Origin of the sequence: Rhodococcus sp. GA1 (assembly GCF_024321955.1) — a bacterium.
Lineage (GTDB): Bacteria > Actinomycetota > Actinomycetes > Mycobacteriales > Mycobacteriaceae > Rhodococcus > Rhodococcus pyridinivorans.
Map to the genome: position 1 here is coordinate 554530 of NZ_CP097186.1, position 25377 is coordinate 579906.

Below are 25377 nucleotides of genomic sequence, written 5' to 3' on the forward strand. Positions count from 1 at the left end.
GGCGACGGATGCCACCGCCCCGCACTCGGCAGCGTCGTCGCCTGCCGTCGGCTGCGCAGTGAGAACACCGGTGACGACGCCGTGACGCTCGTCCTCGCCGAGAACCAGCAGCCCCGGCACACCCGCCGCTGATCCCTATCTGCCAGGAGGCCCCGTGATCGTAACCGTCGTGCTGATGCTCGGAGCGCGGGTAGCTGCTGGCCGGATTCCTGGGAACCCGCACCGCCACCGAACCCGCCCCCCCGAGATCGCCGCGCTCGCCGTCCCAAGCCTGCGGCGCATTGATGCTCGGCGCAGCCGCGCTCGTCTGCGCCTCGTCCTGGACCGCCAAACTACCGATCCTGCTCAGCTCGGCGATCCTGCTGACCACCCGCACCTACACCTACCGGCGTGCCCACCAACACAGTCACAGCCCCGACCGACCCGCTGCGTGGCACCGAACACCTACGCGTGAGCTGCGCAGATGACACATTCCTCGCACCGCAGGCGCGGTGACATCCGCCGGCGCACCGGCGGGTCGGTCCTGTAAGACCAGCCGCTGCCGGTGCCTCCGCGATCACGGTGCGAGATCCGGCACGGGAGCTACAGCCAGCCGGGGTCGTCCTTGAACCATTGACGACTCCCCGCGACGGTGCACACGCCCTGCTGACGCACCGCGGTGCCGGCGAGCTGTGGTCCGGGGTGGGTCGGTGGACCTGATGGTGCCGCTGGCCGGAGTTGTCGCCGGCGCGAGACTGGCGACGAGAAAGTCAGGCCGTCCCTGGCGCCGTCCTACCGGCACGGGCATGCCGTGCGACCCGGGCGCGGTTCCCGCACACCGGTGAGCACCACTCTCGCCGAGGATGGGACTTGACGAAGAAGAGGATGCATCCCGGCGCGGGGCATGCCCGCACCTGGCCGATCAGATCCGGCATCAGCAGTCGGCACGCGTCGGACGCGACTTCGCTGAGCGCGATCAACCACGGATCGTCGACCTGCCACCGCCGCGTCACCACTACAGGGTTCCCGGGTGAGATTTCCAGGCGAGATGCGTTGTAGCTGCTGAATCCGTTGATGACCGCGAGGGAGTCGCCGTTGGGTACTGCGTGCTCGACAACGGACTGCAGGCAGCTGCGTAGCGCCTCGCGCAGCGAGAGGAACTGTTCGTGGGTGCGCGGGGTGCAGGCTCGTTCCACGAGAACCGCGGGTAGTTCATCACTGAACTGACCGGCATGTTCGCTCGCCCAGGCGGTGAGCTGGTCCGTGGTGGTCAGTGCGTCGACTCGATGCCCCCGGAGTCCTCCGTCGATGTAGGTGGTGTTCACCAATTCCAGGGCGAGGGGTTCTCCGCTCAGAGGTGCAGCCGGGGAGGGATGGGGCTGTCGCGTCATAGAACTAATGGTATCCCCGTTTGACTTGCGTTAGATCTCGTGCTGCGATACCTAACTAACGGCCAAGCAATACACATCCATTAGCTTAGGGGGGATTCATGGACAGGTCCGTACTGCACAGCAGCTGGGGCGCACGCATCACCGCAGTGGCGTTCATATCGCTGACCGGTGCCTTTGGGCTGAATCTGGCAATCGGCCAATTCATCCCGCCTTTGATGGGGCACTTCGGGTGGTCGCTCGCAGCCACGAGCGGCACCGTCGCAGCGAGCACCCTCATGTGGGGGCTGGCCCAGCCGGTCATGGGCCGGCTCATCGACCGGTCGGGTCCACGAACGGTGATGACCGCCAGCGCCGCGCTGATGGGCCTGGCTTACCTTCTTCTCGCGGCCATCACCGAGTTCTGGCAGTTCGTCCTGCTCTTCGGAATCATCGTCGCGATCGGATTCGCCGGCTGCAGCTCGATGCCCGCATCGGTCCTGGTGACGCGATGGCACGTACGCCGGCGCCCCCAGGCACTGGCGATCAGCTCGATGGGCATCAACGCCGGCCAACTACTGCTACTTCCGCTCGCAGGAGTCCTGATCTCCACGTTCGGATGGCAAACCGCCTTCGCGATCCTCGGCTGTGTGATGCTCGCCATCGTCGTTCCGGTCATCTGGTTCGGCGCCCGGAATGGCCCCGGCGATGTGGGACTGGAAACGGAGAAGACTTCCGTTCCGACGCTCGCTGCAACCAGCCTTCATCAGGCACTGAAAGATCCTCAGTTCTGGCTGATCGGCCTCAGCTTCGCGGGATGCGGTTATTCGCTCTACATGTTCACCACCCACATGCCGAAACTCGCGGTGGAGCTGGGGCTCGGGACCTCTGCCGCCGGATGGCTGATGGCGCTCGTCGCAGTGTGCAGTGCTGCCTCGATGTGGGCTACCGGTCAATGGGCCGCCAAACGGTGGGGCAAGCGCCGTCCCCTGCTGGCATTGCATCTCGTACGCATCGTGAGCTTCCTCGTGTTGGCTTTCACCGGCACCGGACAGCTCCTCACCGTTGCCGTCGTTCTTTTCGGACTGTCCTCGTTCCCCGTGATCCCGCTGACCACAGGATTGATCGCGGATCGCTTCGGTGGCACCGCCATGGGCGGGATTCTCGGCTCGACCTGGCTGATCCATCAACTGTTCGCTGCGCTCGGTGTGCTGATGGGTGGCGTGCTCCATGATGCCACCGGCAGTTATGGCATCTCTTTCCTCAGCGGCGCTGCGGTCCTGCTCGTGTCAACCGTCCTGACCTGGCTCATTCGCGAGCAGCGAGTAGCAGCACCGCAGCCGGCGTTGCAGCCGAGCTGAGCTCCATCATCGATTCGGCCCGCACCGACTGTGCCTTGGATCGCCACAGTCGGTGCGGGCCTCGAGGTTCGACTGTCACCGACCGCCTCGATGAATGCTGCAATCCGCCAATGAACGATCGATTTCGGGAAGCGCTTGCACATACGGCACTTGCACATACAACGTTTTATCGTTGTCCCGGAGCGACAGGCGGGGCCACCAACCCGACCTCGAGGGTGCCCTGTGTACCTCCGGGGCAGGTTCAAGAAACGTTCCCTGTGCCAGTTGTGCGGTCGGTTCTCGTGGAACGGGCCACGCGTACTCGATTGCCGCAGATGTCACTGCACCAGTGTTGGCGGGGGTTGTAGCGGGTGAAATACAACACGCAACGCGGTGCCTCGCATCTGCGTAGCAGAGTGGCAGGGAATCCGGTCACCGCGACCATGGCGGACACCGCGATCTCTGCAGTCAGTTCGTCGAAGGGGTTGCCCGATGGGTCTCCCCAGCTGGCGTGCAGATAATCTTTGCCGCTGACAATGCCGGGACGGATACGGACCCGGTCGAGTACACCTTGAAGGTGCGCCGAAGCAGGGGCGAGCTCACCGTCGATGGTGTTGCGATAGACCGATTCGATCGTATAGCGCAGTTGCCGGAGCCACCCGAGCTGATCATCAGTCGGAATGAATGGGCTGCGGGGAAACCGGATCTCCTCGGAGAGGGTGCGCATCCAGACTTGAGCAGCATCCCGGGAGCCGAGCACGTCCACAACTCCACGACCGTCGTAGAAACGAGTACTGAGAAAGTTCGTGGCGGGCTTCTCGAGAGGCCTGACCAGGACGCCGTTCTTAACGTACTGCGTCCGCATGGTCGGTCCTCCTTCGGCGGGATGCCAGGGGTCAGCCCGCGTGTAATCGCCTCCAATCTACCTTTGGAAACATGGTTGATGGATTAGCCATCCTCGATGATCTTCAGCTCGCTGCAGAATCTCACCCCTACCGTTCCCTACCCACACCCCCATCTGCTGCGGCCGCCGGGACGACCGCGGCGACGGTTCCGGGACGGGTAGTCATCCCGCACACACCGGAACCGCCGCCGTGCGGTCCACATTGGGGCGTCGGCAACTGCATCAACGACGCCCCGAAATCTCTCCTACCTCTGGTAGGCAGCTCGGGAGAGATGAGATCGTTGGATCTTGCCGTTGATCGAACGTGGGAGTTGCTCGATCACGGTCAGCGACACTACATCCACCTCGCCGGGCAATCGCTCGTTGACCCATTGCAACACCTCGACTTCGTCGAACGCCTCGTATCCGTGGTCCGCCACTACGAACGCTACGGGCACCAGGCCACGATCGGTCGTTTCGGCCGGCACCACCGCTGCCGATCGAACCGCCGGATGCCGCTCGAACAGGCCTTCCAACTCTGCGGGAGCGACGAGGTGCCCGTTGCTGCGGAAAACGTCGTCGCCGCGTCCGAGCAATCGCAGCGTTCCATCCGCCAGCGAGCCGATGGCGTAGTCGCCCGTCCATTGCATACCGGCCGGTGTCAGTACAGGCGGTGTGAGCGTGCCATCTTTCCGGAGATAGCCGAGGAACGAACCGCCTGCGAGAGCACCGAAGTTCAGGCGCGGAGCCGGTTCCCCCTCGGACATGGCCAACTCGATTCGGTAGCCAGGCAACACACTCCACCGACCTGGCCGCGCAGCAAGTTCACCGAGCATTGCCGTCGCCTCGGTTTGACCAAATCCTTCCCGTAGCCGTACGCCCCATGCACGGTGAGCATCCTGCCGAAGGCACTCCGGCACGATCTCACCGACCGAGGTCAGATCATCCAGGCGAATCGACCCGCTGGCGTGGTTCAAACTTTCCCGCAGGAAGACCACAGGCGCACACACGGACGAGACATCGTGCTCAGCGACGAAGTCCTCGAACTCCGCCGGTCCGAGCCACTCCGGCCGCACGACCACTGTGGCTCCCGCAGTAAGTGGAACAAGGAACGAGCTCCAGAAAAACTTCGCCCATCCGGGGCTACTGATGTTCAAGTGCCGCTGCCCGACGTCGAGACGATTCCAGTAGAGGCTTGCCAGATGTGCTACCGAGTGCGAGCGGTTGCTATGCAGCGCGAGCTTCGGCACCCCCGTAGTACCGGAAGTGAAGCAACCGAACGCAGGTGCATCCGCGGACAGATCCAGATCAGGTAGCTGAGCCGGCGTCTCGTGCCACCGCACCAGGGTGTCGGCGCCTAGCGTCCCGGCCGGCCCTCCACCCCGATCGGAGATCACCCGGCTCGGCCGTGCCACTGCATACCGTTCGGCCAGAGCATCGGGATGCAAGCCGTGATGAACTGGAATCACAACTCCGCCGATTCGCAAGATGCCCAACAGCACTGCATACAATTCGACCGAGGCGGTCATGTCGATCATGATTCGATCGCCCGGGGACACACCGTCGCGCAGCAGTGCTGCAGACACCTCCTGTGAGGTGCATGTCAGCAATCGATAGGAGACTTCCCGCCATTCCCCGGACAATGACGGCCCCGCCACAGCGATATCGCTACGGGAGGCGGCGTAAACGTCGAACCAGTCGCGTGCCCAGTTGAAGGTCACCACCTCCGGGAAGCAGAAGTCTGTGAGTCGCTCTGGATAGTCGTAGTTCGTCATGAGCAGCCTGCGAGCCGCGGCGAACGACTGCCCGCATCGATCGTCAACTTTGCTGCGGGCGCTCACGGGCGGACCACCTTAACGACGGTGGCGAGCGCTGAACGGGCGACACGCTCTGCGTCGACCGTGAATCCACTGCGCGCCCCAGGGCGCCCGTTGCCAATCTGTGTGAACCAGCGTTGCCGCTCCGTCGGGATCCCGAGCAGGAACAGCCCCCTCACGGGCGCGCCATCGGCTCCGATTGCACCCGCGGTGTCGGGATCGGTCTCACAAGCACCGGTCTCGGTCGATACCTCGGCACCGACATGACGGAAACGCCGGACAAGACCGTCGGCAAGCAATTGCGGGAAAAGCGGGGAACTGCATCGACCAGCTTCGTATCGGGGGATCCGCGCGTCGATGACACGTTCGATCGTGACCGAGCCGGGTACCGCCGGAGACTGCACCGCGAGTTCATGTCCGTCCTCGACGATCCAGGCCTGCGGACCGGCCACAGAGACAACTCGCGCGCGCATCAACGCCAGCAACTCCTCGATGCGCCGCGGAGGTGGCCCAGCTACAAGCAAGGAATACTGAGGGACAAACTCACCCAGGAATCCGTGCTCGTGACTATCAGGCGTCAGTCCGCCATTGTCGACGACCGCGCGGATAGAAGGCCGCAGATCCCGGAGGGTATCCAGGGCCGCCTTCAGCGGATTCGTGACATTTCCTTCGCGTGCGTGGTCAAGGTCGGCTTGGAGGTGAGCGGTGAGTGCGTCCATCCACTGCCCTCTGGAGGAAAACTGCATTCCCTCGAAGGGGCGTGCCAGCGACTTCATCGAGGGAAATCGCTCACGCACACCGAACTCAGCGGCGATCCGATACAGCGACTCCGCGGGATCCGACTCGTCAACTCCACCGAGTCGATCGATGAACTCACCTGCACGCGCTGGTTGAGGACCCAACGCAATCGTCGTCAGACAGAAAGTGATTGCCGCTTCGGCACGGATCCATGGTTCGACGTCGCGGGTAAAGTCAGCCTGTTTGCCGCTGGCGCGCAGGGCTCGCATTCTTTCGACCGTGCAGAGTCGGGGAGTGAACCGGAAGTCGCCAGGCTTCTGGTTGCGGCCCCGACTCGGGATCGGGAGTCCCGATCGTGACACGCCGGTGATGACGGGCTCCTCACCGCTGGGTGCATATTCGAGTGCCCCCTCTGATCCGGTCCGGAAGAGCCCGCCCCGCCCCTGGGTGAGTAGGGCCACAACGTCATGAAACGCAAGCCCCATTCCCATGGTCGCGACTGCCTGGCCCGGCTTGATTTCGTCGAGAGGCAGGTCCGCTGCTGAGTCGCCGGTCAGGATCCGAGTAGCTCCGGGTTTCCGGACGCCGATGAGCTCTGCCGCCTTCGGCCGAGGATGGCCGGTGGCGAGTACGACTGCATCGTAGACGCGGACGTGGCCGGAGCGAGTGCGCAAAGTGAACGCGTCGTCACCATGTCGTCGCACCGCCACGACAGTGTCCTGGTGCTCGGTGATCTCCACGAAGTCCGGCGCATTCTCGACGAAAGAGTCGAATGCGAACCGTAGGTACCTCCCATAGTCGGCGCGTGGCGCATAACCGCTGTACACACCGTCATTAGGGCCGAGCCATTGCTGCAACGACGGACCTGCCCCTGCACGGGCCGGGCCGTCATCCATCGGACCGGCGAAGATCGACACTTCTCCGGCGTGGGTGTTCATCAGCAGGTGTCTGCTCTGCTCGGGGTGCCAGATCCGACCGGATCCGACGAAGCAAGAGTCGTAGACGTCGATCTTGACCGACTCGTCAGCATGCATAATCAGCTGCTCGACCACCGATATTCCACGCGGCCCGGCACCGACGACGGCGATTCGACCCACCTGTCCGCTGACGTCGGGGACCGCGGCCGCCATTCCTTGGGGTGTGCTCAACGCTGTGCCTCGAGGATTGCGGCCGGCAATTCCGGGGCCTTCTCCGGCTTAGGGTCCGTCGGCTTGGTGCGGATCGCCAGGATGGTAGCGCCCTCGACAGTGGCCATCCGATGGAAGGTGCCTGGCTCCTCGACGATCAAATCGCCAGTCACGAAACGCTGCCCATTGCTGTGTTCGAGGGTTCCGTGAAGGACCAGCATAAGCTCGTATCCCAGGTGCTCATGGTAGTCCCCGTGTGCGCCCGCCGGATAGCGAACGAGCATCCCCACAGAATCCTCCGTCTCGGACGGTACCCACAACGGGTAGCGCTGTACCCCGGATCGACCGGGCTCGCTCCACGTCGTCCAGTCCAGTTCCGTCAGGTCGAATCCTGATCGGAGCACGTTTCTGATGACCTCGATATTGGGCATGGACTTCCCCCCTGATTGCGATGAACTGCGCCGAGTTATCGGCACGTCAGGAAGCTAGACAGCTCCGATCGGTCACGCCATGGGAGATCCCTCAACAACTCGGTTGCGGTGGCGCTGACCTCCAATAAAAGGCTAATGGGAGAACCGTTAGTCTCTTGGGGAAGGGGGGACCATGACCAAGAATTCCGCGCCGACTCGCCTCTCGCTGTGTTCCGAGCAACCGCTGGCGGTGAACCTGATCAACACCCGAACCAAGTTCCGGGGAAACGTGATCGACCAACTTTCCGATATCCGTAGCGCCCAGATATGGTTGGACGCTGCAGGGTCTCAGCTCGGCAGAATCGACTGTGCATGGGGCGTGGACGCACGGCGACTCCTGCTGCTGCGCAATACCAGACGCGCGATTACTCACCTGGCCGACGTGTACACCGCCAGAGCCGCGCCGACGGAGGAAACAGTCCACTGCTTGGGATACCTGAACCAGCAACGCACTCCAGCGCGATTCCACCTCGCTGCCGGAAAAATTACTATCAGTGCGAACTCGTCACTGTTCGAGTCCTTTCGCCAGGCCATCATCGACTCCGCAGCCACAGTACTCAGCGCGCCTCCTCGACTAGGCCTCCGCCGCTGCGCAAACACCGAGTGCCTGCACTACTTCGTTCCATACGTCGAACGTCGACTCTGGTGCACCGGCGCCTGCGGGAACCGCGTTCGAGTCGCCAGACACTGGCCCGCCCGCCACGCGCAACCTCGCCGAACACCGGCCAGCTGACGTGCCTGCAGCGCAATGGGAGACGTGTCCATGGTCAATGACCTTGGATTCGCCACCATATCGATCGATCAGACGGAACCGCGGTAGAAGCAAGACCGCCGTGCTGACGGCACCGAGGGCGCGCAGGTTCCCGCGGTCTACGGCCCTCGCGGTGCCGCGCACCTGCTCGCCCGGCTGGGCACTCTTGACATGTTCGTCGACACCGCCGCCACCCACATGGCTCGCGACGCGGCGTTCGACTACCGCCCCGACGCCACCGACCGCGCCGAAACCCTCTTCGACCGGGTCGTCGCGCAGATCCGCGACAAGAACGACGACATCTCCGTAATCAGCGCCGCCAGCCCGGCCCGCGTGCCCGATGCCCGCTGCTTCGAGGTCACCACCCCGTACTCCGAAGGAGGGAAGCTGTACGCTGCTCCACGACACCTACGGCGCCGAGATCCACACCAAGACCCTGCAAGGCGCGCACCAGGCGACCGCGGGCGCAGTACCTGATCTTCCAGGTCACCGGCACCGACTGACCTGCAACAGAACAGGACCCCAGTCATGATGCGCTCCGGCTCTGACCCGTCCGTCCCGCACGAGGTGGACTTCCAGCACATGCCCACCGGGGATTCTTCGCCGCATGCACCCAGCCGAACCGTGTTGCGGCCGAAGCGTTCGCCTTCGACAAACTCATTGGCCTCGGGGAGACCCTGCCGAGGTCGGCGAGACGGTGAAGCTGGCCGGTTACACCGCCGCCGGCACCCGCACCTACGCGGTACGGATCTATCCGGCCGACCCGGATGACCACATAGCCTCGGACCGAGAGTGGAAGGAGCGTTGAGATGGCGGTGGTGACGAGGAAAATGGTCCGGCGCAGCTCGTGCACACCGGGCTGCTGCTGAAGATCGAGGCACAGACGCGAGCAGTGGGACCATCCGATGTACGGCCGGTACATCGATCTGTGGGAACAGCTCATCGAGGCTGGCGACCTCGACGAGATCACACGCATCGTCCTGGCCGACGACGAACGCGGCGAGGAAATGCGCCGGCTCTCCCCGTTCAAGGTCTACCCGACCGAAGAATCACGACTGCTGACCACGCTGCTGACCTCCGCGCTGATGGACACCCGACAGACACTTCCAGGTGACCGTCGAAGTCCCGGCGTTGCGTGACCTCCCCTCGATCTTCACCACGATCCTGCTCGCCGACCTGGCGCGCTGGTGCGCCAGCGTGCACGACCGGTGCCGACCCGTGACTACACGCGGGCCGCTCTACCTGCATAAATGGCACGTCCCTACCTAGGTGGAGGTCAGCGGGTGAGCGAAACGGCGCGCGATACACCCTGATACGCGAGCCCGAGACACCCTCGGGCCCACAACCGAACCGGCCGGCTACCGACACCGGCACCTGTGCGGACAGAACGCCGACATCGCTGGAGAACACCCTCGCTACCGTGAACGCGTGATCCACACGTCCGAGCAACCCACGCCCCGCACAGGGGCGCGAGCCGCCCCTCCCGCGGGGCGCGGATGCAGCCCACGACGCCGGGTCCGCCTCCCCGAACCAGACCTGCCCCTAACAGCACCGAAGGAGAATCCGTGCTCGAGTTCTTCCGCCGAAAGCGCCGCCGTGCAACACCGTCGACCGAGTCGTGGATGGGTCGATGCATCGGCACCGCGACGCCGGACGAACTCGAGCATGCGCAACGGCTCCTGACCGACTGTCATGACACCGCACCGTTCGTCGAGCCCGACGAGGACGAGTACGAACTGTGGAGGGCCGGCAAGCTCGTCCCCTTCTATCTCACCGAACTACTCAATGCGGGAGGACACTTCGGCCCCGACGTCGATACCGCGTGTCTGGCCGAAGAGCCGGCGGTCGACCGCTGGGAAGTGGGCGTCGAATATCCGAGCTGGGAGCAGACCGTCGCGCTGGCCCGCTTCCTCGATGTGCGGGTGCGCGATCTGGCCCACCCCGATGCCGAGCCCCGGCACCACGAGGTCCGTCCGCGACTCAAGGTTTCGGGTCTGGCGATCCTGTCCTTCGAGCCTGCGGCCGTCTCAGCGGTCACAGCAGGTGCCGGCGCCACCGAGCGCGTGGCACACGACGATCACCCCGACGCCTGAACCGGGTTCCGGTCCGGACCGGCCTGGAGAAATACGCGGTCACCCCTGGTCACGGCGTTTCGACGAAGTCCTCGGGGGTGAAGTCGCGCAGCTGCCCGTCGACGACGTCTCCACGGTCATGTGAACCTCTGAGAAGTGCACTCTGAACTGCACTGATGATATGTCCCCCTGCGGTGGGGTCGATGACATGGGTGGATGGCATCGTCACCGAGCACCCAGGCCCTTGGTCGCGGTCGGCTACTTCAACCGTCCGTCCGACCCGACATCGAAGGTGCGTTCCTGCACCGGCTTGCCAGCGGTCGGCAGACACACTCGGCCGCTATCGAGGTCGATCCGCCTGTCCTCGTCGCTGGTCGACAGGTCGATGCGACCGTTCTGCTTGCCGGCGATCTCCTCCACCGCGTGTCTGGTCGCCGGGGAGAAGAGCTCGTCCATCACCCCCAGCATTCCCGCCCCCGCATCCGCTGATCCGCCGCCGGATTTGTGCCGTCGCCAATAGATCCAGCCTTTGCGTTCGGCCCACAACGCCAACTGATCGAACCCCACCACGACCGCCACTGCGATCGCGCCGACCACGACAATCTCCATTGCCCCAACTCCCCAATCTTCCGATCGTCGACCGCAGCGTCACTGCGGTCGGCCACCCACTCGAGCTGTGCGCGCGGTGCACTGACGTACGCACACTACGGCCCAGAACACCGTCGGCACGCAGGCAGCGGCCGCCGACGCGAATTCTCTGTCCGAGGCGCACCAGAGCGCCAACACCGACCACGCCCCCACCATCACCGTGCACGTGCCGGACCCGACGCCGCGCTGAGAAAACCGCCCCTCCACGAGTCCCGGCCTGGCACAGCACACCCCAGGACACCGCGACACAGGGATCGGCGACAGCACCGAAGGGCGTACCGATGGCCGCGCCCATCCGGACTCACCGAACCGCGAATGGAACGGTCGGACACCGGTTCTGAACAGGACCGATGGCATGTCCCCCGCCCTGGGCTGACTCGCCGCCGGCGCCGGAAAACGCACACCCTCGGCGCTGCTGTCATACGGCCATCCGGAACGTGCCGCCGGATAAGGTGACCGGTTGTGGACACCGTCCTGCACGCACCTCACCCCTGGCCGGCCATCACCGCGGCTCTACGCGGCCGCGGCCCCCGGCGCGTGGCCATCGCCTACCTCGACCACACCGCGCCCGAACTGCTGCCGCTACGCAGCGGGGACCAGCTCATCGTCAACGCCGCCCGCGCCGCCGTGCGCGCACACGCCACCTCCCCCACCACCCTCGCCCACTTCCTCGACGCCGGCGTGCAGGTGCTGTCGACAGCGAACCTGCACACCGGCCTGATCGTCACCGCAGAGAAGGTGATCGTCGGCCCCGCCAGCGCCTCCCACGCCTCCACCATCGCCGACGAAACCGCGCTGATCACCGACGATCCAGACGCCCTCGCCGCAGCACATGCCTTCCTCGACCGTCTCGACGACACCACCGTCGTCGACGAGGTGTTCCTCGACAGCGCCACCGCCATCTGGCAGATCGGCCGCGTCGTACCCCTGGCCGGGATCGGCAGCCGCGCGCGTCTCGAGCACGACTTCCTGCCCACCCCCGTACGCCGGATGTTCCTGCGACACCTTCACGACTACACACCCATCGCCGACAACGAGACCAGCTCGACATCACCTGCGCCCGGCAGGGGCGGACCGGACCCGCGCTACCGAACCCACTGGGTCCGCGAGGACAGCCCCGGCCCCGACCGTCGCACCCGCCTCGCACCCGGCGACGTCGTGATCCGGATCGGCGCAGACGACACCCGGCTGGACCCACCGGCCGTCGTCGCAACCGGCCCCCACCGCATCCCCCACACCCGCCACGCCCGCGCCGACCTCGACCCCATCGCCATATCCGACGCCACGCGCATCCTCACCGACCGCGGTCACTCGAACCCGCGCCTGCACCGCGACCACCGCATCATCTCTGCGAGCCTGCGCGCCGCGGTGCTGGCTCTGTGGAAGATGTGACCATCTTTGGACCGTTGACCGGCGGCCCACCCGGTACACCCCCACTGACATGCGTAAATGGCACGTCCCCTGCGCCTTACACTGCCGGCTGCATCGCCTCGGCGGCGAAGGCTTGTGTCCACCACTGGTCGACGTTGGCGTGCTCTTTCGGTAACGCCAGGGCCGGGGCGACGACGAAGTACCGCTCGACGGTCGGGAACACCGGGCCACGTTCGTGCTGGTAGACACGCACGATTTCCATCGTCCCCGATGTCCGGGCGAACCTTGTTCTGTGCGGCTCCGTCGGCCGCGAGGCGACCGAGGATGTTGTGCATGCTGGCCCGGGAGCCGCGGCCGCGGATGCGGACCGAGCGGGCGGCATCGCCGAGTTCGGTCGGGTCGGTCTTGCGGGGCCGCAGAATGCGGCGAATCTCGTAGATAGCGTGCTCGTGGCTCTCGAGGATTGCCTCGACGGCATCCAGGACGTTGTCGAGCTGGTGCTCGCGGAGCATCTCGATCAGGCGGCGGCCGCCGACGAGGCCCTGCGCTGGATTGAGCGCGAGTGCGAGGTGTTCCATCAACAGGGTTCTCGCGCCGACTTCGGGTGCTTCGGCATAACGAGCGAAGTTCTCGGCGCGACTGCTCTTGTTGGCAAAGCTGAACGGACAGAATGTGCACGCGCTCTTGCCGACGCTGGTGCCGAGGATCGAGCGGGTGTAGTCGATCGCGTCGGCGCGTGACCACCCCCAGTCGATCAACGGGTACTCGCCGGTGCGTCGGTCGGTGTTGAAGAGTGCCGCACCGACGACCGCGGCCGCCGCACCGACACCAGCGATCTCGGATCCGGGGCACCCATCGAGCGCCATTCCCACAGCACCGGTGCTTCATCACCAGCGAGGCGAAACCACCATTGTGAAGTCACGAAAGGCCCCAGTTGCCGAGTGCGGGACATGACCGCCCATCCGCAGAACACGTATGCGGACCCATACACGGGCCTCCCCCGGTCAGGGATGTACTTCCGTCCTTCCCATCATCGAGGGATCGGCTACTTTAGCGGGCTACATCAGCGAGCGCTGGGCAGGGCTATGTGCCGGCCGGCCCGGATGATCCGGGAGAGGTCCGTCCGCTGATCGAGGGCCCGGGTGTCGACAGGCGACCCGGCGTCGCGGAGCAGCAGGACACCCGCGTCGCGTTCGGTGACGCCCTGCGCGAGCAGACCCTCCTCGGCCTCCGCTCCCCCACCGAACCGGAGGCCGACATGGCAGTGCGCGTCGACGAGGCCCGGCAGGATCCAGCCGTCGGCGCAGAGCACCTCGCCGTCGCGGCCGGGCTCGGCCGTGAACGCTCCGTCGGCCCCGACGAACAGTTCGACGGGTTCGCCGTCGGCCAACGACCGGCCTCACACGACGAAGGAACGCGCATCACCCTCGGTCACGGTCATCCCCCCGGCCCGGCTCAGTTCTTGGGGAACTTCAGCTTCGACAGGTCGAAGTTCTCGAGTCCCGGAGGAAGCTCGTCGAGGCCCTTCGGCATCTTCGACAGGTCGGGCATCCCGGCGGGCATGCCACCCGGGAGACCGGGGAAGCCGCCGGGCATACCGCCCCGCACCTTCGGCGGCGTCGGTCCGCGACCGCCCTTCTTCCCCTTCTTGCCCTTCTTGCGCTGATTCCTGCGTGCGCCCGGCATGCCCATCTGGCCGGCCATGGCCGTCATCATCTTCCGGGCCTCGAAGAACCGGTCGACGAGCTGGTTGACGTCGGAGACCTTCACACCGGAACCGTTGGCGATGCGCAATCGCCGCGAGCCGTTGATGATCTTCGGGTTGGCGCGCTCCTCCGGCGTCATGCCGCGGATGATCGCCTGGATGCGGTCGAGCTGCTTCTCGTCGACGTTGGCGAGGGCGTCCTTCATCTGCCCGGCTCCGGGCAGCATGCCCAGGAGATTGGCGATGGGGCCCATCTTCCGCACGGCCATCATCTGCTCGAGGAAGTCCTCGAGGGTGAGCTCGCCGGAACCGATCTTGTTGGCGGTGGCCTCGGCCTGCTCGGCGTCGAAGACCTGCTCGGCCTGCTCGATCAGGGTGAGCACGTCGCCCATGCCGAGGATGCGGCTGGCCATGCGCTCGGGGTGGAAGACGTCGAAGTCCTCGAGCTTCTCACCGGTGGAGGCGAACATGATCGGCTGGCCGGTGAGCTCGCGGACGCTGAGCGCGGCACCTCCGCGAGCGTCGCCGTCGAGCTTGGTGAGCACCACGCCGGTGAAGCCGACGCCCTCGCGGAACGCCTCGGCTGTGCTCACGGCGTCCTGACCGATCATCGCGTCGAGGACGAACAACACCTCGTCGGGCTGCACGGCGTCGCGGATGCCCGCGGCCTGCGCCATGAGTTCCTGGTCGATACCGAGGCGACCGGCGGTGTCGACGATGACCACGTCGTACTGCTTGTTGCGCGCCTCGGCGATGCCCTGCTCGGCCACGGCGATCGGGTCGGCGGCGGTGACTCCGAGTTCGTTCTCGCCTCCGCCGATGGAGGTGCCGGGATGGGGCGCGAAGACCGACACGCCGGCACGCTCACCGACCACCTGCAGCTGGGTCACAGCGCCGGGGCGCTGGAGGTCGCAGGCGACCAGCATCGGGGTGTGCCCCTGCGCCTTGAGCCACTTCGCGAGCTTACCCGCGAGCGTGGTCTTACCGGCACCCTGCAGACCGGCGAGCATGATGACCGTCGGCGGGTTCTTCGCGAACTGCAGACGACGGGTCTCGCCGCCGAGGATCCCGACGAGTTCCTCGTTGACGATCTTGACGACCTGCTGGGCCGGGTTGAGCGCGCCATGCACCTCGGCGCCCTTGGCGCGCACCTTGATCTTCTTGATGAACTCGCGCACGACGGGCAGCGCGACGTCGGCCTCGAGCAGGGCGAGGCGGATCTCACGGCAGGTCGCGTCGATGTCCGCGTCGGACAGCCGTCCCTTGCCGCGCAGGTCCTTCAGGACCCCTGTCAACCTGTCGGAAAGGGATTCGAACACCGAATGCGCTCCTGAGCTCTGACGAAGATGCGGACATTGCTGCGAACCAGGGTAACCGCTCCCGATCCGTCGCGATCGCGGGTGGCCACACCACAGCGCGGGCCACCCGCGCGGTCACGATCCGTCGGTCACGCTCTGTCGACGGGTGCGGGCGGCTCGGGAGCAGGCAGGACCGACAACAGTTCCTTCTCGAGATGTTCCCGGGAGACACGGGTGTGGGCACCGGCGAGATCGACGCAGAACGAGTCGATCACCGTCGAACCCAGCGTGCTCACCCGCGCCCACCGCACGTCGGCTCCGACACGCTCGAAGACGTCCGCGAGACGGCACAGCAGACCGATCCGGTCCTCCGACCGGATCTCGAGCACGACCTGGTCCGATTCGGATCCTTCGAACCAGATGATCCGCGGCGGCGCGAGAGCGGCGCTGACGGGAACCGCCCGGGCCGTTCGCTCGGGAAGCCGGCTCTCGCGTTCGGCGCGGTCCTTGGCCTCGAGGGCACCGAGGAGGTCGAGATCGCCGGAGCGCGCCCGCACGAGTTCCTGCCGGAGCAGGGCCGCTTCGGGCGGTGAACCGAATCTCGGAGCCACGACGAAGCTGTTGACCGTGCTGCCGGCGTGACTGCCGATCGAGGCCGACAGCACCCGCAGACCGTGCAGGGAGAGCACACCGGCCTCGTCGGAGAGCACGCCCCGCTCGTCGGGCGCGACGAAGGTCGCGGAGAAGCTGCGGCCGTCCTCGCGTGGTTCGAGCGCGACGTGCAGGGCGCCGTCCTCGGCGAGGTTCGCGAGGGCGGGATCGATCGGATCCGGTGCCGGCAGCTCGTCCCCCGCCATCATCATGCGGCAGCGGCGCACGAGTTCCCGGATCAGCGACGCCTTCCAGTCCCCCCACACCCCCGGGCCGGTGGCCTGCGAATCTGCCTCGGCCAAGGCGTGGAGCAGGTCGAGCAGCACCGGATCCCCGTCGAGGGCGCCGACGACCGCGGCCACGGTCTCCGGATCGTCGAGGTCGCGACGGGTCGCGGTGTGCGGCAGGAGCAGATGGTGCCGCACCATCGAGGTGAGCAGCGCCAGATCCGAAGGCCACAGGCCCATCCGCCGCCCGATCTGCAGGGCCAGTTCGGCACCGACCACGCTGTGGTCGCCGCCGCGTCCCTTCCCGATGTCGTGCAGCAACGCGCCGAGGACGAGCAGGTCCGGACGGGAGACCCGCGTCGTCAGTTCGCTCGCGTACACGGCGGTCTCGACGAGGTGCCTGTCGACGGTCCACGTGTGGACGGCGTCGCGGGGCGGCAGGTCGCGCACCGCACCCCATTCGGGGAGCAACCTCCCCCACAGTCCGGTGCGGTCCAGCGACTCGATGACGTCGACCGCGCGACGTCCCGAGCCGAGCAGTACCAGGAAGTCGTCGAGGGCTTCCCGGGGCCAGGGTTCGCGCAGCTCCGGTGCGTGATCGGCGAGTCGGGTGAGCGTGGCCGCCGAGACGGGCAGTCCGGCCTGCGCAGCGGCCGCCGCGACCCGCGTGATCAGGCCCGGATCGCGACGCGGATGCGCGTCGCGTGCGAGGGCGACCTCTCCCCCGTGCTCGACGACCCCTTCGTCGAGCGGACGCCGCACCGGTCCGCGGCGCAGACGCGACAGACCCTTGCGCGGCAGCGAATTGGCCGCGGTGCGCAGACCGACGTCGACGGAATAGCTGATCGTGCGGGCCGATTCGGTGAGCACCCGCGCAAGATCGAAACGGTCGCCGATCCGCAGCGCCGCGGCGATCTCGTCGGCGTCCTGCGCGCGCAGCTGGTCGCGGGAGCGGCCGGCGACGCGGTGCAGCTCGGTGCGTACATCGAGCAGTCGCCGGTGGGCGGCCGCGAGCCCGCCGCCCGGGACGTCGGGTCCGAGTCCTGGCATGCCGTCGGTGAGCTGCGCAACGGACAGGGCATTGAGCAACTGCACGTCCCGCAACCCGCCGCGACCGCTCTTGAGGTCGGGTTCGGCCCGGTGGGCGATCTGCCCGCTGCGCTGCCATCGCACCTCGGTCGTCTCGATGAGTTCGTCGAAGCGGGACCGGATGCCGGTGCGCCACTGCCGTCGCACACCACCGATGAGCAGATTGCTCAGCTGGGCGTCGCCCGCGATGTGCCGCGCCTCGAGCATTCCCAACGCGGCCGTCAGATCGGACGAGAACACCTGGAGGGCCTGGGGCACCGTCCGGACACTGTGGTCGAGCTTGATGTGCGCGTCCCACAGCGGGTACCAGAGCTCGTCGGCGACCTTCGACACGACGGACGGCGCCATGTCGTCGTGGAGGAGGATGAGATCGAGATCGGAGTACGGGAGCATCTCGCGGCGTCCGAGACCCCCGACGGCGACGATGGCGAAGCCTCCCTCGCGCTTGATGCCGAGTTCGGAGCCCTTCGTCGTCAACCAGAATTCGTGCAGGTCCACGAGGGCGTGGCGCAGGGCCACGGTGTCGAGGCGGCGGCTGCGGGGGCCGCCGGAGAGCAGGGTGTCGCGGGCGGCCGCCAGATCGGCGGCGCCCGCCGGTGCGGTTGTGCGGGCCGAGGACACCGAAGGCCCTGATCCCGCTGCCGAAGCAGCGCGATCAGGGCCTCGAGTGCCGGACCCCTGGGGGTCAGAGCGCATCCGAACCTCGTTCTCCGGTGCGGACCCGGACAACGGCTTCCACGGGCGTGACCCACACCTTGCCGTCGCCGATCTTGCCGGTACGGGAGGCCTCGACGATGGTCTCGACGACCTTGTCGACAGCGGAGTCGTCTATGACGACCTCGACACGGACCTTCGGCACGAAGTCGACGGAGTACTCGGCTCCGCGGTAGACCTCGGTGTGGCCCTTCTGACGGCCGTACCCCTGCACCTCGCTGACTGTCATTCCCAGCACACCGGCCTGCTCCAGGCCTGCCTTGACGTCCTCGAGCGTGAACGGCTTGATGATCGCCGTGATCAGCTTCATATCCTCATCCTTCCCAGAGCCCGCTGGCCGCTGTCATCCCTGCTCACTGTCGTGGTCTTCTTATCACTTGAGAGCCGGCGCGAAGTCGTATGCGGATTCCGCATGTTCGGCTTCGTCGATACCGCGGGCCTCTTCCTCGTCGCTCACACGCCAGCCCATGGGCTTGAGTGCGAAGGCGATCACTGCGGTGACGACGGCGGTGAACACCAGGGCGACGACTGCGATGACGATCTGGATGACGAGCTGCTTGTAATCGCCACCGTAGAACAATCCGGTCTCGGTGCCGAGGAAGCCGATGGCGACCGTGCCCCACAGGCCGGACACGAGGTGGACACCCACGACGTCGAGCGAGTCGTCGTAACCGAACTTGTACTTCAGACCCACCGCGAGGGCGGACAGGACACCGGCGATGACGCCGAGGGCGATCGATCCGACCGGGCTCAGCGAGCCTGCAGCGGGGGTGATGGCGACCAGGCCGGCGACGGTACCGGACGCGGCACCGAGGCTGGTGGCCTTGCCGTCACGGATGCGCTCGGTGAGGAGCCAGCCGAGGATGGCGGCGGCGGTGGCGGTGGTGGTGTTGACCCAGGCCAGGCCGGCAGTACCGTCGGCGGCGAAGGCCGAACCGGCGTTGAAGCCGAACCATCCGAACCACAGCAGCGCGGCACCGAGCATGACGAACGGCAGGTTGTGCGGACGGAAGGCGGTGCGACCGAAGCCGGCACGCTTGCCGATGACGACGGCCAGGACGAGAGCGGCGATACCGGCGTTGATGTGGACGACCGTGCCACCGGCGAAGTCGATCGGCTCCACCGCGGCGCTGACCTCTCCGCCGTCCTCGACGGTGCCGAACATGGCCGCTGCGATGCTGTCCTCGGAGCCCGAGAGCAGGCCGCCACCCCACACCATGTGGGCGAGCGGGAAGTAGGCGCAGGTGACCCAGATGGCCGCGAACGCCATCCACGTACCGAACTTCACGCGCTCGGCCAGCGCACCGCTGATCAGAGCGGTAGTGATGATCGCGAAGGTCACCTGGAAACCGATGTCGATGATCTGCGGGTAGTTGCCCGAACCACTTGCAAGGAACTCACCATCCTCGCCGTACATGGCTCCCTGCAGACCGAACTGCTCGAAGGGGTTCGCGAAGATCCCGAGTACGCTCTCGTTGCCGTAGGACATCGACCAGCCCCACAGGACGTAGATGACCCCGATCACGGCCATCGCGCCGAAGGACATCATCATCATGTTGAGCACGGACTTGGAACGGGACATCCCGCCGTAGAAGAACGCCAGGCCCGGGGTCATCAGAAGCACGAGCGACGCTGCTATCAGCATCCACGCTGCGTCGCCGGTGTTCACCACTTCCTCCACTTGCAACCTCCCTGTAGGCCGCGCCGATCGGCGCGTTGTCGAGGGAAAGCTTGCTGCCCGGATGTTTCCGTGGAGGCGCCGCGCTGTTTCGTGGGCGTGAACGCAGGAACCGACCTTGTTTCATCCTTGTTTCACACTTTTCGGACACCGCATCCCCACCGACGGAACCGGCCGCTGCCCGCATGAGCGGACAGCGGCCGGAACAACGGACGCGGTGCGGATCAGCCCAACAGGGCGTCCACGAAGGCTTCCGGTTCGAAGGGGGCGAGATCGTCGGCGCCCTCACCGAGACCCACCAGCTTCACCGGGACGCCGAGTTCGTGCTGCACCTGGAAGACGATGCCGCCCTTGGCGGTTCCGTCGAGCTTGGTGAGCACCACACCGGTGATGTCGACGACCTCGGCGAACACGCGGGCCTGCATCAGACCGTTCTGGCCGATCGTCGCGTCGAGGACGAGCAGAACCTCGTCGACGGCGGCCTTCTTCTCCACGACGCGCTTGACCTTGCCGAGCTCGTCCATCAGGCCGGTCTTGGTGTGCAGGCGGCCGGCGGTGTCGACGAGGACCGCGTCGACACCGTTGTCGATGCCCCTCGCGACGGCATCGAACGCCACCGCGGCCGGATCGGCGGCCTCCTTGCCGCGGACGACCTCGGCGCCGACGCGTTCGGCCCAGGTCTGCAGCTGGTCGGCGGCCGCGGCACGGAAGGTGTCGGCGGCACCGAGCAGCACCCGGCGTCCGTCCGCGACGAGCACGCGGGCGAGCTTGCCGGTCGTCGTGGTCTTTCCGGTGCCGTTGACACCGACGACGAGCAGCACCGCGGGATGGTCCTCGTGCGGGAGGGCCCGGATGGAGCGGTCGAGCTCGGGGCGGAGCTCATCGACAAGCACGCTGCGCAGCACGGCGCGGGCGTCGGCCTCGCTGCGCACGTTGTTCACGACCATCTCCTCACGCAGACGGTCGACGATCTTGGTGGTCGTCGCGGCACCGAGGTCGGCCACGAGCAGCGTGTCCTCGATCTCCTCCCAGGAGTCCTCGTCGAGATCGCCACCACCGAGCAGGCCGAGCAGGCTCTTGCCGACCGCTGACTGCGAGCGGGCCAGACGGCCGCGCAGGCGGACAAGGCGACCTGCGGTGGGTTCGATCTCCTCGATCGGGGCTGCCGGAGGAACAGCGGCCGGTCCGGCCGGTTCGACGATTTCCGGTTCGACGACCTCGGGTTCGGTGACCTCGGGTTCGGCAACGGTCTCTGTCGCCGGGGCGGGCTCGACCTCGGGCTCGACGGGCTCGGGAGCGGGACGCTCCGGCTCCGGGGCGACCTCGGGCTCGACCGGCTCCGGTTCGGCAGGCTTCGGCTCCGCAGGCTCCGGCTCGGGCTCGACCTTCGGCTCGGGCTTCGGTTCGACCTTCGGCTCGGGCTTCGGTTCCGCCTTCGGCTCGGCGGGTGCGGGTGCGCTCGGCGGAGCTTCGGTGATCTCCTCCGGCAACGGCACCGTGCGGGGCGCCGGCTCCGGCTTCACCGCAGGCTTCGGTGCCGGTTTCGGCGCAGGTCGGGGGGCCGGCGCCGGTGGCGCGGCCGTGCCCTGCGAGAAACTGAATCCGCTCTGCGCCTTGTAACCGCCCGAGCGGTCCTTTGTCTCGGCGGAATCGAGCTGCGGGGTCTCGGGCGCCTTCAGCGACACCTGCCGCCGCCGGTAGAGGGTCAGACCGACGACGAGCGCGACGAGAACGACCGCCAGCGCGGCGGCGATGACTATCCAGGCTCCGGTACTCACGCACCCATACTGTCAGGCCTGGAGCTCTTCCTCCGGTTCGGGGACCGGTGTCGCGATCTCGCGTCCGCGCAGTCGCTGCGAGATGACCCGGGTGATGCCGTCGCCCCGCATGCTCACGCCGTACAGCGCGTCGGCGACCTCCATCGTCGGCTTCTGGTGGGTGATGACGATGAGTTGGGACTTCTCGCGCAGCTGCTCGAACAGCCCGATCAACCGTCGCAGGTTGGTGTCGTCGAGCGCGGCCTCGACCTCGTCCATCACGTAAAAGGGCGACGGACGGGCCCGGAAGATCGCGACCAGCATCGCCACCGCGGTCAGGGATTTCTCGCCGCCCGACAGCAGCGACAGGCGCTTGACCTTCTTGCCCGGCGGCCGGGCCTCGACCTCGATGCCGGTGGTGAGCATGTCGCTCGGGTCGGTGAGCACGAGCCGCCCCTCACCGCCGGGGAACAACTTCGCGAAGACCTGTTCGAACTCGCGCTCGACGTCGGCGTACGCCTCGGTGAACACCTGCAGTATTCGCGCGTCGACCTCCTCGACGACAGCGAGCAGGTCCTTGCGGGCGCTCTTGACGTCCTCGAGCTGGGTAGACAGGAAGTTGTACCGCTCCTCGAGCGCCGCGAACTCCTCCAACGCGAGGGGGTTGACGCGTCCGAGCGTCGCGAGATCCTTCTCGGCGCGCTTGGCCCGCCGCTCCTGGGTGACCCGGTCGTAGGGCATCGGTTGGGGAGCGACGACCTGTTCGCCGCGTTCGCGGGCCTGCTCGTACTCGGCCATCTCCAGCGGCGTCGGCGGCAGCGGCACGTCGGGGCCGTACTCGGCCACGAGGTCGTCGAGGGCGATGCCGTGCTGCTCGAGGATGGTCTGTTCGAGTTGCTCGATCCGGAGCGAGGCCTGCGCCCGGGCCACTTCGTCGCGATGCACCGCGTCGGTGAGCTGGTCGCGCTGCACGGACAGTTCGCGGACGAGTTCGCGGGCCCGTTCGAGTTGCTCGGCGCATTCGGCGCGGCGCCGGTTCAGGTCGTCGCGCTGTGCGAGTGCCGTCGTCACGGCCACCTCGAGTTGTTCGGCGAGTCGCTGCCCTGATTCGGCCACCGCCGCGGCGACGGCCGCCGCCTGACGACGCGCGACGCGGGCACGTTCGGCACGAGCGCGGGCCTCGCGCTCGGCTTGCGCGGCGCGGCGGAGCGAATCCGCTTTGCCCCGAAGCGCTTCGGCACGTTCCTCGGCCGTGCGTGCCGCGAGTCGCGCCTCGACCTCGACGGCTCGGACCTCGACGAGCGCGGTCGCGGCCATCTCCCGCTCGGCGGCGGTGTGATCGGTGCCCGCACCGTCGCTACTTCCGGCCGAGTCGTCCTCGGCCAGGCGCAGTCGCTCCTCGAGCTCGACCAGCTTCTCCCGTGCCGCGTCGCGTTCCTTCTCTGCCTCCGTGCGTTGGGCTGCGAGGCGTCCGGATTCGGCGTGAGCGGTGCGTGCCGCCTGGCCGAGCCGACCGAGTTGTTCGTAGACGGCCGACATCGCCGCGTCGGACTCGTTGAGCGCGGCAAGGGTCTGTTCGACGTGTTCGGCGCGTTCGGCCTGTTCCGCGAGTGCGCCCGCGAGGGCTGCGGCCAGTTCCTCGGAGCGACGTTCGGCCTGTTCGAGGCCGGCACGGGAAGTATCGATCGCCGCCTGGATCTCGAGGGTGCTCGGGGCGCGGTGCGAGCCGCCGACCACCCAGCCCGCGCCGGCGAGGTCTCCTCCGCGCGTCACGGCGCGCAGATCGGGTCGGGCAGCGCAGACCCCGAGGGCAATGGGCAGGTCGTCGACCACGACGGTGCGGGCCAGCAGGCCGTCGACGCCTCCGCGCAGGTCTGCGGGGCACTCGACGACCTCGCGGAGCCATCGGGCACCGGACGGCAGGTCGCCGGTGTCGGTGGGACCGGCAGTGCCGGGCAGGACGAATGCCACCCGGCCCTGGTCGGCTTCGGCGAGCGCTGCGACCGCCGAGATCGCGGCGTCGGCCGACTCCACCTCGAGGGCGTCGGCCGCGGCGCCGAAGGCAGCTGCGACGGCGGCCTCGTATCCCGAGGACACCCGGAGCCGGTCGGCGAGGCGCCCCACGAGTCCGTCGCCGGAACGCGTGTCGATCAGCCAGGCCGCGCCGTCGGTGCGTTCGAGTCCCAGCGACAGGGCTTCGATACGGGCGCCGAGCGAGGCGACCACCTTGCCCGCGGCGCGTTCTGCCTCCTGGAGTTCGGTGACCCGCTCGTCGGCGAGCCGCTGTGCTTCCAGCGCTCGTTCGTGCTGCGCGTCGGCGTCGATCTCACCGGCGTCGAGATCGTCGATGCGTGCCTGAGCGGTCTCGAACTCGGCCTGTGCGGCGACGCCGCGGAGCCGGGCCTCCTCGATGGCGACGGTCAGGCGTGCGATCTCCGCGTCGATCGATTCGGCGCGGGTGCGCATCGTCTCGACCTGGCCTGCGAGACGCGCGAGGCCCTCGCGCCGGTCGGCGACGGCACGCACCGCGGCCAGATGTGCGCGTTCGGCGGCCGCTGCGGCCTCCTCCTGCGCGGCGAGCTGCTCGCGGGCCGCCTCGAGGGCTCCGTGCGCGATCTCGACGGCCTCGACCAGTTCCGCTTCCTCGGCGGCGATCCGGTCGGCGCGGGCTTCCATCTCGTCGGGATCCTGACCGGAGCGGTCCTCGGGTTCGGCGTGCAGGTGCCGGGCGCGTTCCTGCGCGACCCGCACGGTCGCCGAGACGCGCTCGGCGAGGGCGGACAGGCGGAACCAGGTCTGCGACGCCGCTTCGGCACCGGGAGTGAGCTGCGCGAGGGCCTGTTCGTGGCGGGCGAGTTCGGCGTTAGCGTCGTCGAAGGCCGCGAGCACGGTGTCGAGCCGCTCCCGGACCATCTTTTCCTGCTCGTCGTGCCCGGCGAGTTCGGCGCGGCGCGTGACGAGGTCGTCGGCGGCCAGACGTAACCGCGCGTCGCGCAGGTCGGCCTGGATGGTCTGGGCGCGACGCGCGACCTCGGCCTGCCGGCCGAGCGGTTTGAGCTGGCGGCGCAGCTCGGCGGTGAGGTCGGTGAGGCGCGCGAGGTTGGCCTGCATCGAGTCGAGCTTGCGCAGCGCCTTTTCCTTGCGCTTGCGGTGCTTGAGGACGCCGGCGGCCTCCTCGATGAAGGCGCGTCGGTCCTCCGGGCGGGATTCGAGGATCGCGGCGAGGCGGCCCTGACCGACGATGACGTGCATCTCGCGGCCGATACCGGAGTCGGACAACAGTTCCTGTACGTCCATGAGACGGCAGGAACTGCCGTTGATCTCGTATTCGCCCGCGCCGTCGCGGAACATACGGCGGGTGACGGAGACCTCGGAGTACTCGATGGGCAGCGCGCCGTCGGAGTTGTCGATGGTGAGCGTGACCTCGGCGCGTCCGAGCGGCGGGCGGCCGGCGGTTCCGGCGAAGATGACGTCCTGCATCTTGCCGCCGCGCAGGGCTTTGGCGCCCTGCTCCCCCATCACCCAGGTGAGTGCGTCGACGACGTTCGACTTGCCGGACCCGTTGGGGCCCACCACACAGGTGATACCCGGTTCGAAACGGAGAGTCGTCGACGAGGCGAAGGACTTGAAGCCCTTCAACGTCAGACTCTTGAGGTACATGGGTGAGAACTCTACCGGCGGGTTGTGACCGCTTT

20 protein-coding genes and 1 pseudogene are annotated in these 25377 nt (G+C 67.2%); 7 read left to right on the forward strand and 14 right to left on the reverse strand.

Translation table 11 applies throughout. The features are described from left to right. Positions 1-749: 749 nt before the first annotated feature. Entirely contained in the window at positions 750-1370 is a 621-nt protein-coding gene (locus M3330_RS02705; protein ID WP_255026899.1) for an ABATE domain-containing protein, read from the reverse strand. Positions 1371-1468: 98 nt separating this feature from the next. Between M3330_RS02705 and M3330_RS02710 the strand changes: the two genes are divergently transcribed. Further along, complete coding sequence (locus M3330_RS02710) at positions 1469-2707, forward strand: MFS transporter (RefSeq protein ID WP_248689950.1); 1239 nt, start codon at positions 1469-1471, stop codon at positions 2705-2707. 241 nt (positions 2708-2948) lie between these two features. Here M3330_RS02710 and M3330_RS02715 read toward each other — a convergent pair whose 3' ends face one another. The 4 genes from M3330_RS02715 to M3330_RS02730 form a co-directional block, all read right to left on the reverse strand. Next, entirely contained in the window at positions 2949-3551 is a 603-nt protein-coding gene (locus tag M3330_RS02715) for a CGNR zinc finger domain-containing protein (protein ID WP_255026902.1), read from the reverse strand. 284 nt (positions 3552-3835) lie between these two features. Next, positions 3836-5344 carry an acyl-CoA synthetase gene (locus tag M3330_RS02720; RefSeq protein WP_255026904.1) on the reverse strand — a complete coding sequence of 503 codons (1509 nt, stop codon included), beginning with the start codon at positions 5342-5344 and terminating at the stop codon, positions 3836-3838. A 62-nt stretch (positions 5345-5406) separates the two neighbouring features. Next, positions 5407-7176 (reverse strand): FAD/NAD(P)-binding protein, encoded by a 1770-nt coding sequence (locus M3330_RS02725; protein ID WP_255026905.1) that lies wholly within the window; start codon positions 7174-7176, stop codon positions 5407-5409. Between the two features lie 92 nt (positions 7177-7268). Then, positions 7269-7682 (reverse strand): cupin domain-containing protein, encoded by a 414-nt coding sequence (locus M3330_RS02730; RefSeq protein ID WP_255026906.1) that lies wholly within the window; start codon positions 7680-7682, stop codon positions 7269-7271. A 172-nt stretch (positions 7683-7854) separates the two neighbouring features. Between M3330_RS02730 and M3330_RS02735 the strand changes: the two genes are divergently transcribed. The 4 genes from M3330_RS02735 (at position 7855) to M3330_RS02750 (ending at position 10565) form a co-directional block, all read left to right on the forward strand. Then, positions 7855-8454 (forward strand): CGNR zinc finger domain-containing protein, encoded by a 600-nt coding sequence (locus M3330_RS02735; protein WP_255026907.1) that lies wholly within the window; start codon positions 7855-7857, stop codon positions 8452-8454. A gap of 189 nt (positions 8455-8643) precedes the next feature. Beyond that, the gene (locus tag M3330_RS02740) at positions 8644-8949 is read left to right on the forward strand and encodes a hypothetical protein (RefSeq protein ID WP_255026908.1); all 306 of its coding nucleotides are present in this window, start codon (positions 8644-8646) and stop codon (positions 8947-8949) included. A 428-nt stretch (positions 8950-9377) separates the two neighbouring features. Continuing rightward, complete coding sequence (locus tag M3330_RS02745; protein WP_255026909.1) at positions 9378-9611, forward strand: hypothetical protein; 234 nt, start codon at positions 9378-9380, stop codon at positions 9609-9611. 426 nt (positions 9612-10037) lie between these two features. Beyond that, complete coding sequence (locus M3330_RS02750; RefSeq protein ID WP_255026910.1) at positions 10038-10565, forward strand: hypothetical protein; 528 nt, start codon at positions 10038-10040, stop codon at positions 10563-10565. A 237-nt stretch (positions 10566-10802) separates the two neighbouring features. Here M3330_RS02750 and M3330_RS02755 read toward each other — a convergent pair whose 3' ends face one another. Then, positions 10803-11153, reverse strand: coding sequence for a hypothetical protein (locus tag M3330_RS02755; RefSeq protein ID WP_255026912.1), 351 nt, complete (start codon positions 11151-11153; stop codon positions 10803-10805). A gap of 501 nt (positions 11154-11654) precedes the next feature. On the opposite strand from M3330_RS02755, the gene M3330_RS02760 reads away from it, so the two are divergent. Further along, positions 11655-12584, forward strand: coding sequence for a phosphatidylserine/phosphatidylglycerophosphate/cardiolipin synthase family protein (locus tag M3330_RS02760; RefSeq protein WP_255026914.1), 930 nt, complete (start codon positions 11655-11657; stop codon positions 12582-12584). 76 nt (positions 12585-12660) lie between these two features. On the opposite strand, the gene M3330_RS02765 is transcribed toward M3330_RS02760, so the two are convergent. Further along, entirely contained in the window at positions 12661-12816 is a 156-nt protein-coding gene (locus M3330_RS02765) for a hypothetical protein (RefSeq protein WP_024100467.1), read from the reverse strand. A 190-nt stretch (positions 12817-13006) separates the two neighbouring features. Here M3330_RS02765 and M3330_RS02770 point away from each other — a divergent pair, with 190 nt between their 5' ends. Further along, on the forward strand, positions 13007-13303 hold the full coding sequence (locus M3330_RS02770) for a hypothetical protein (RefSeq protein ID WP_255026917.1): 297 nt from the start codon (positions 13007-13009) through the stop codon (positions 13301-13303). A gap of 335 nt (positions 13304-13638) precedes the next feature. Here the strand turns inward: M3330_RS02770 and M3330_RS02775 are convergent. The 7 genes and pseudogenes from M3330_RS02775 to smc form a co-directional block, all read right to left on the reverse strand. Then, a pseudogene (locus tag M3330_RS02775) lies at positions 13639-13929 on the reverse strand (amidohydrolase family protein); the annotation flags it as partial. Between the two features lie 89 nt (positions 13930-14018). Beyond that, positions 14019-15587: a signal recognition particle protein gene (ffh, locus tag M3330_RS02780; RefSeq protein WP_255026919.1), complete on the reverse strand. Its 1569-nt coding sequence runs from the start codon at positions 15585-15587 to the stop codon at positions 14019-14021. Positions 15588-15715: 128 nt separating this feature from the next. Next, a complete protein-coding gene (locus M3330_RS02785; RefSeq protein ID WP_024100623.1) occupies positions 15716-18229 on the reverse strand; it encodes a [protein-PII] uridylyltransferase in 2514 nt (837 codons plus the stop codon). Further along, a complete protein-coding gene (locus M3330_RS02790; RefSeq protein ID WP_006551220.1) occupies positions 18219-18557 on the reverse strand; it encodes a P-II family nitrogen regulator in 339 nt (112 codons plus the stop codon). Before M3330_RS02790 ends, M3330_RS02785 begins: the two co-directional genes overlap by 11 nt. A gap of 63 nt (positions 18558-18620) precedes the next feature. After that, on the reverse strand, positions 18621-19928 hold the full coding sequence (locus tag M3330_RS02795) for an ammonium transporter (RefSeq protein WP_006551219.1): 1308 nt from the start codon (positions 19926-19928) through the stop codon (positions 18621-18623). Positions 19929-20149: 221 nt separating this feature from the next. Continuing rightward, positions 20150-21703: a signal recognition particle-docking protein FtsY gene (ftsY, locus tag M3330_RS02800; RefSeq protein WP_255026923.1), complete on the reverse strand. Its 1554-nt coding sequence runs from the start codon at positions 21701-21703 to the stop codon at positions 20150-20152. Positions 21704-21715: 12 nt separating this feature from the next. Continuing rightward, positions 21716-25342, reverse strand: coding sequence for a chromosome segregation protein SMC (gene smc, locus M3330_RS02805; protein ID WP_255026925.1), 3627 nt, complete (start codon positions 25340-25342; stop codon positions 21716-21718). Positions 25343-25377: the final 35 nt, after the last annotated feature.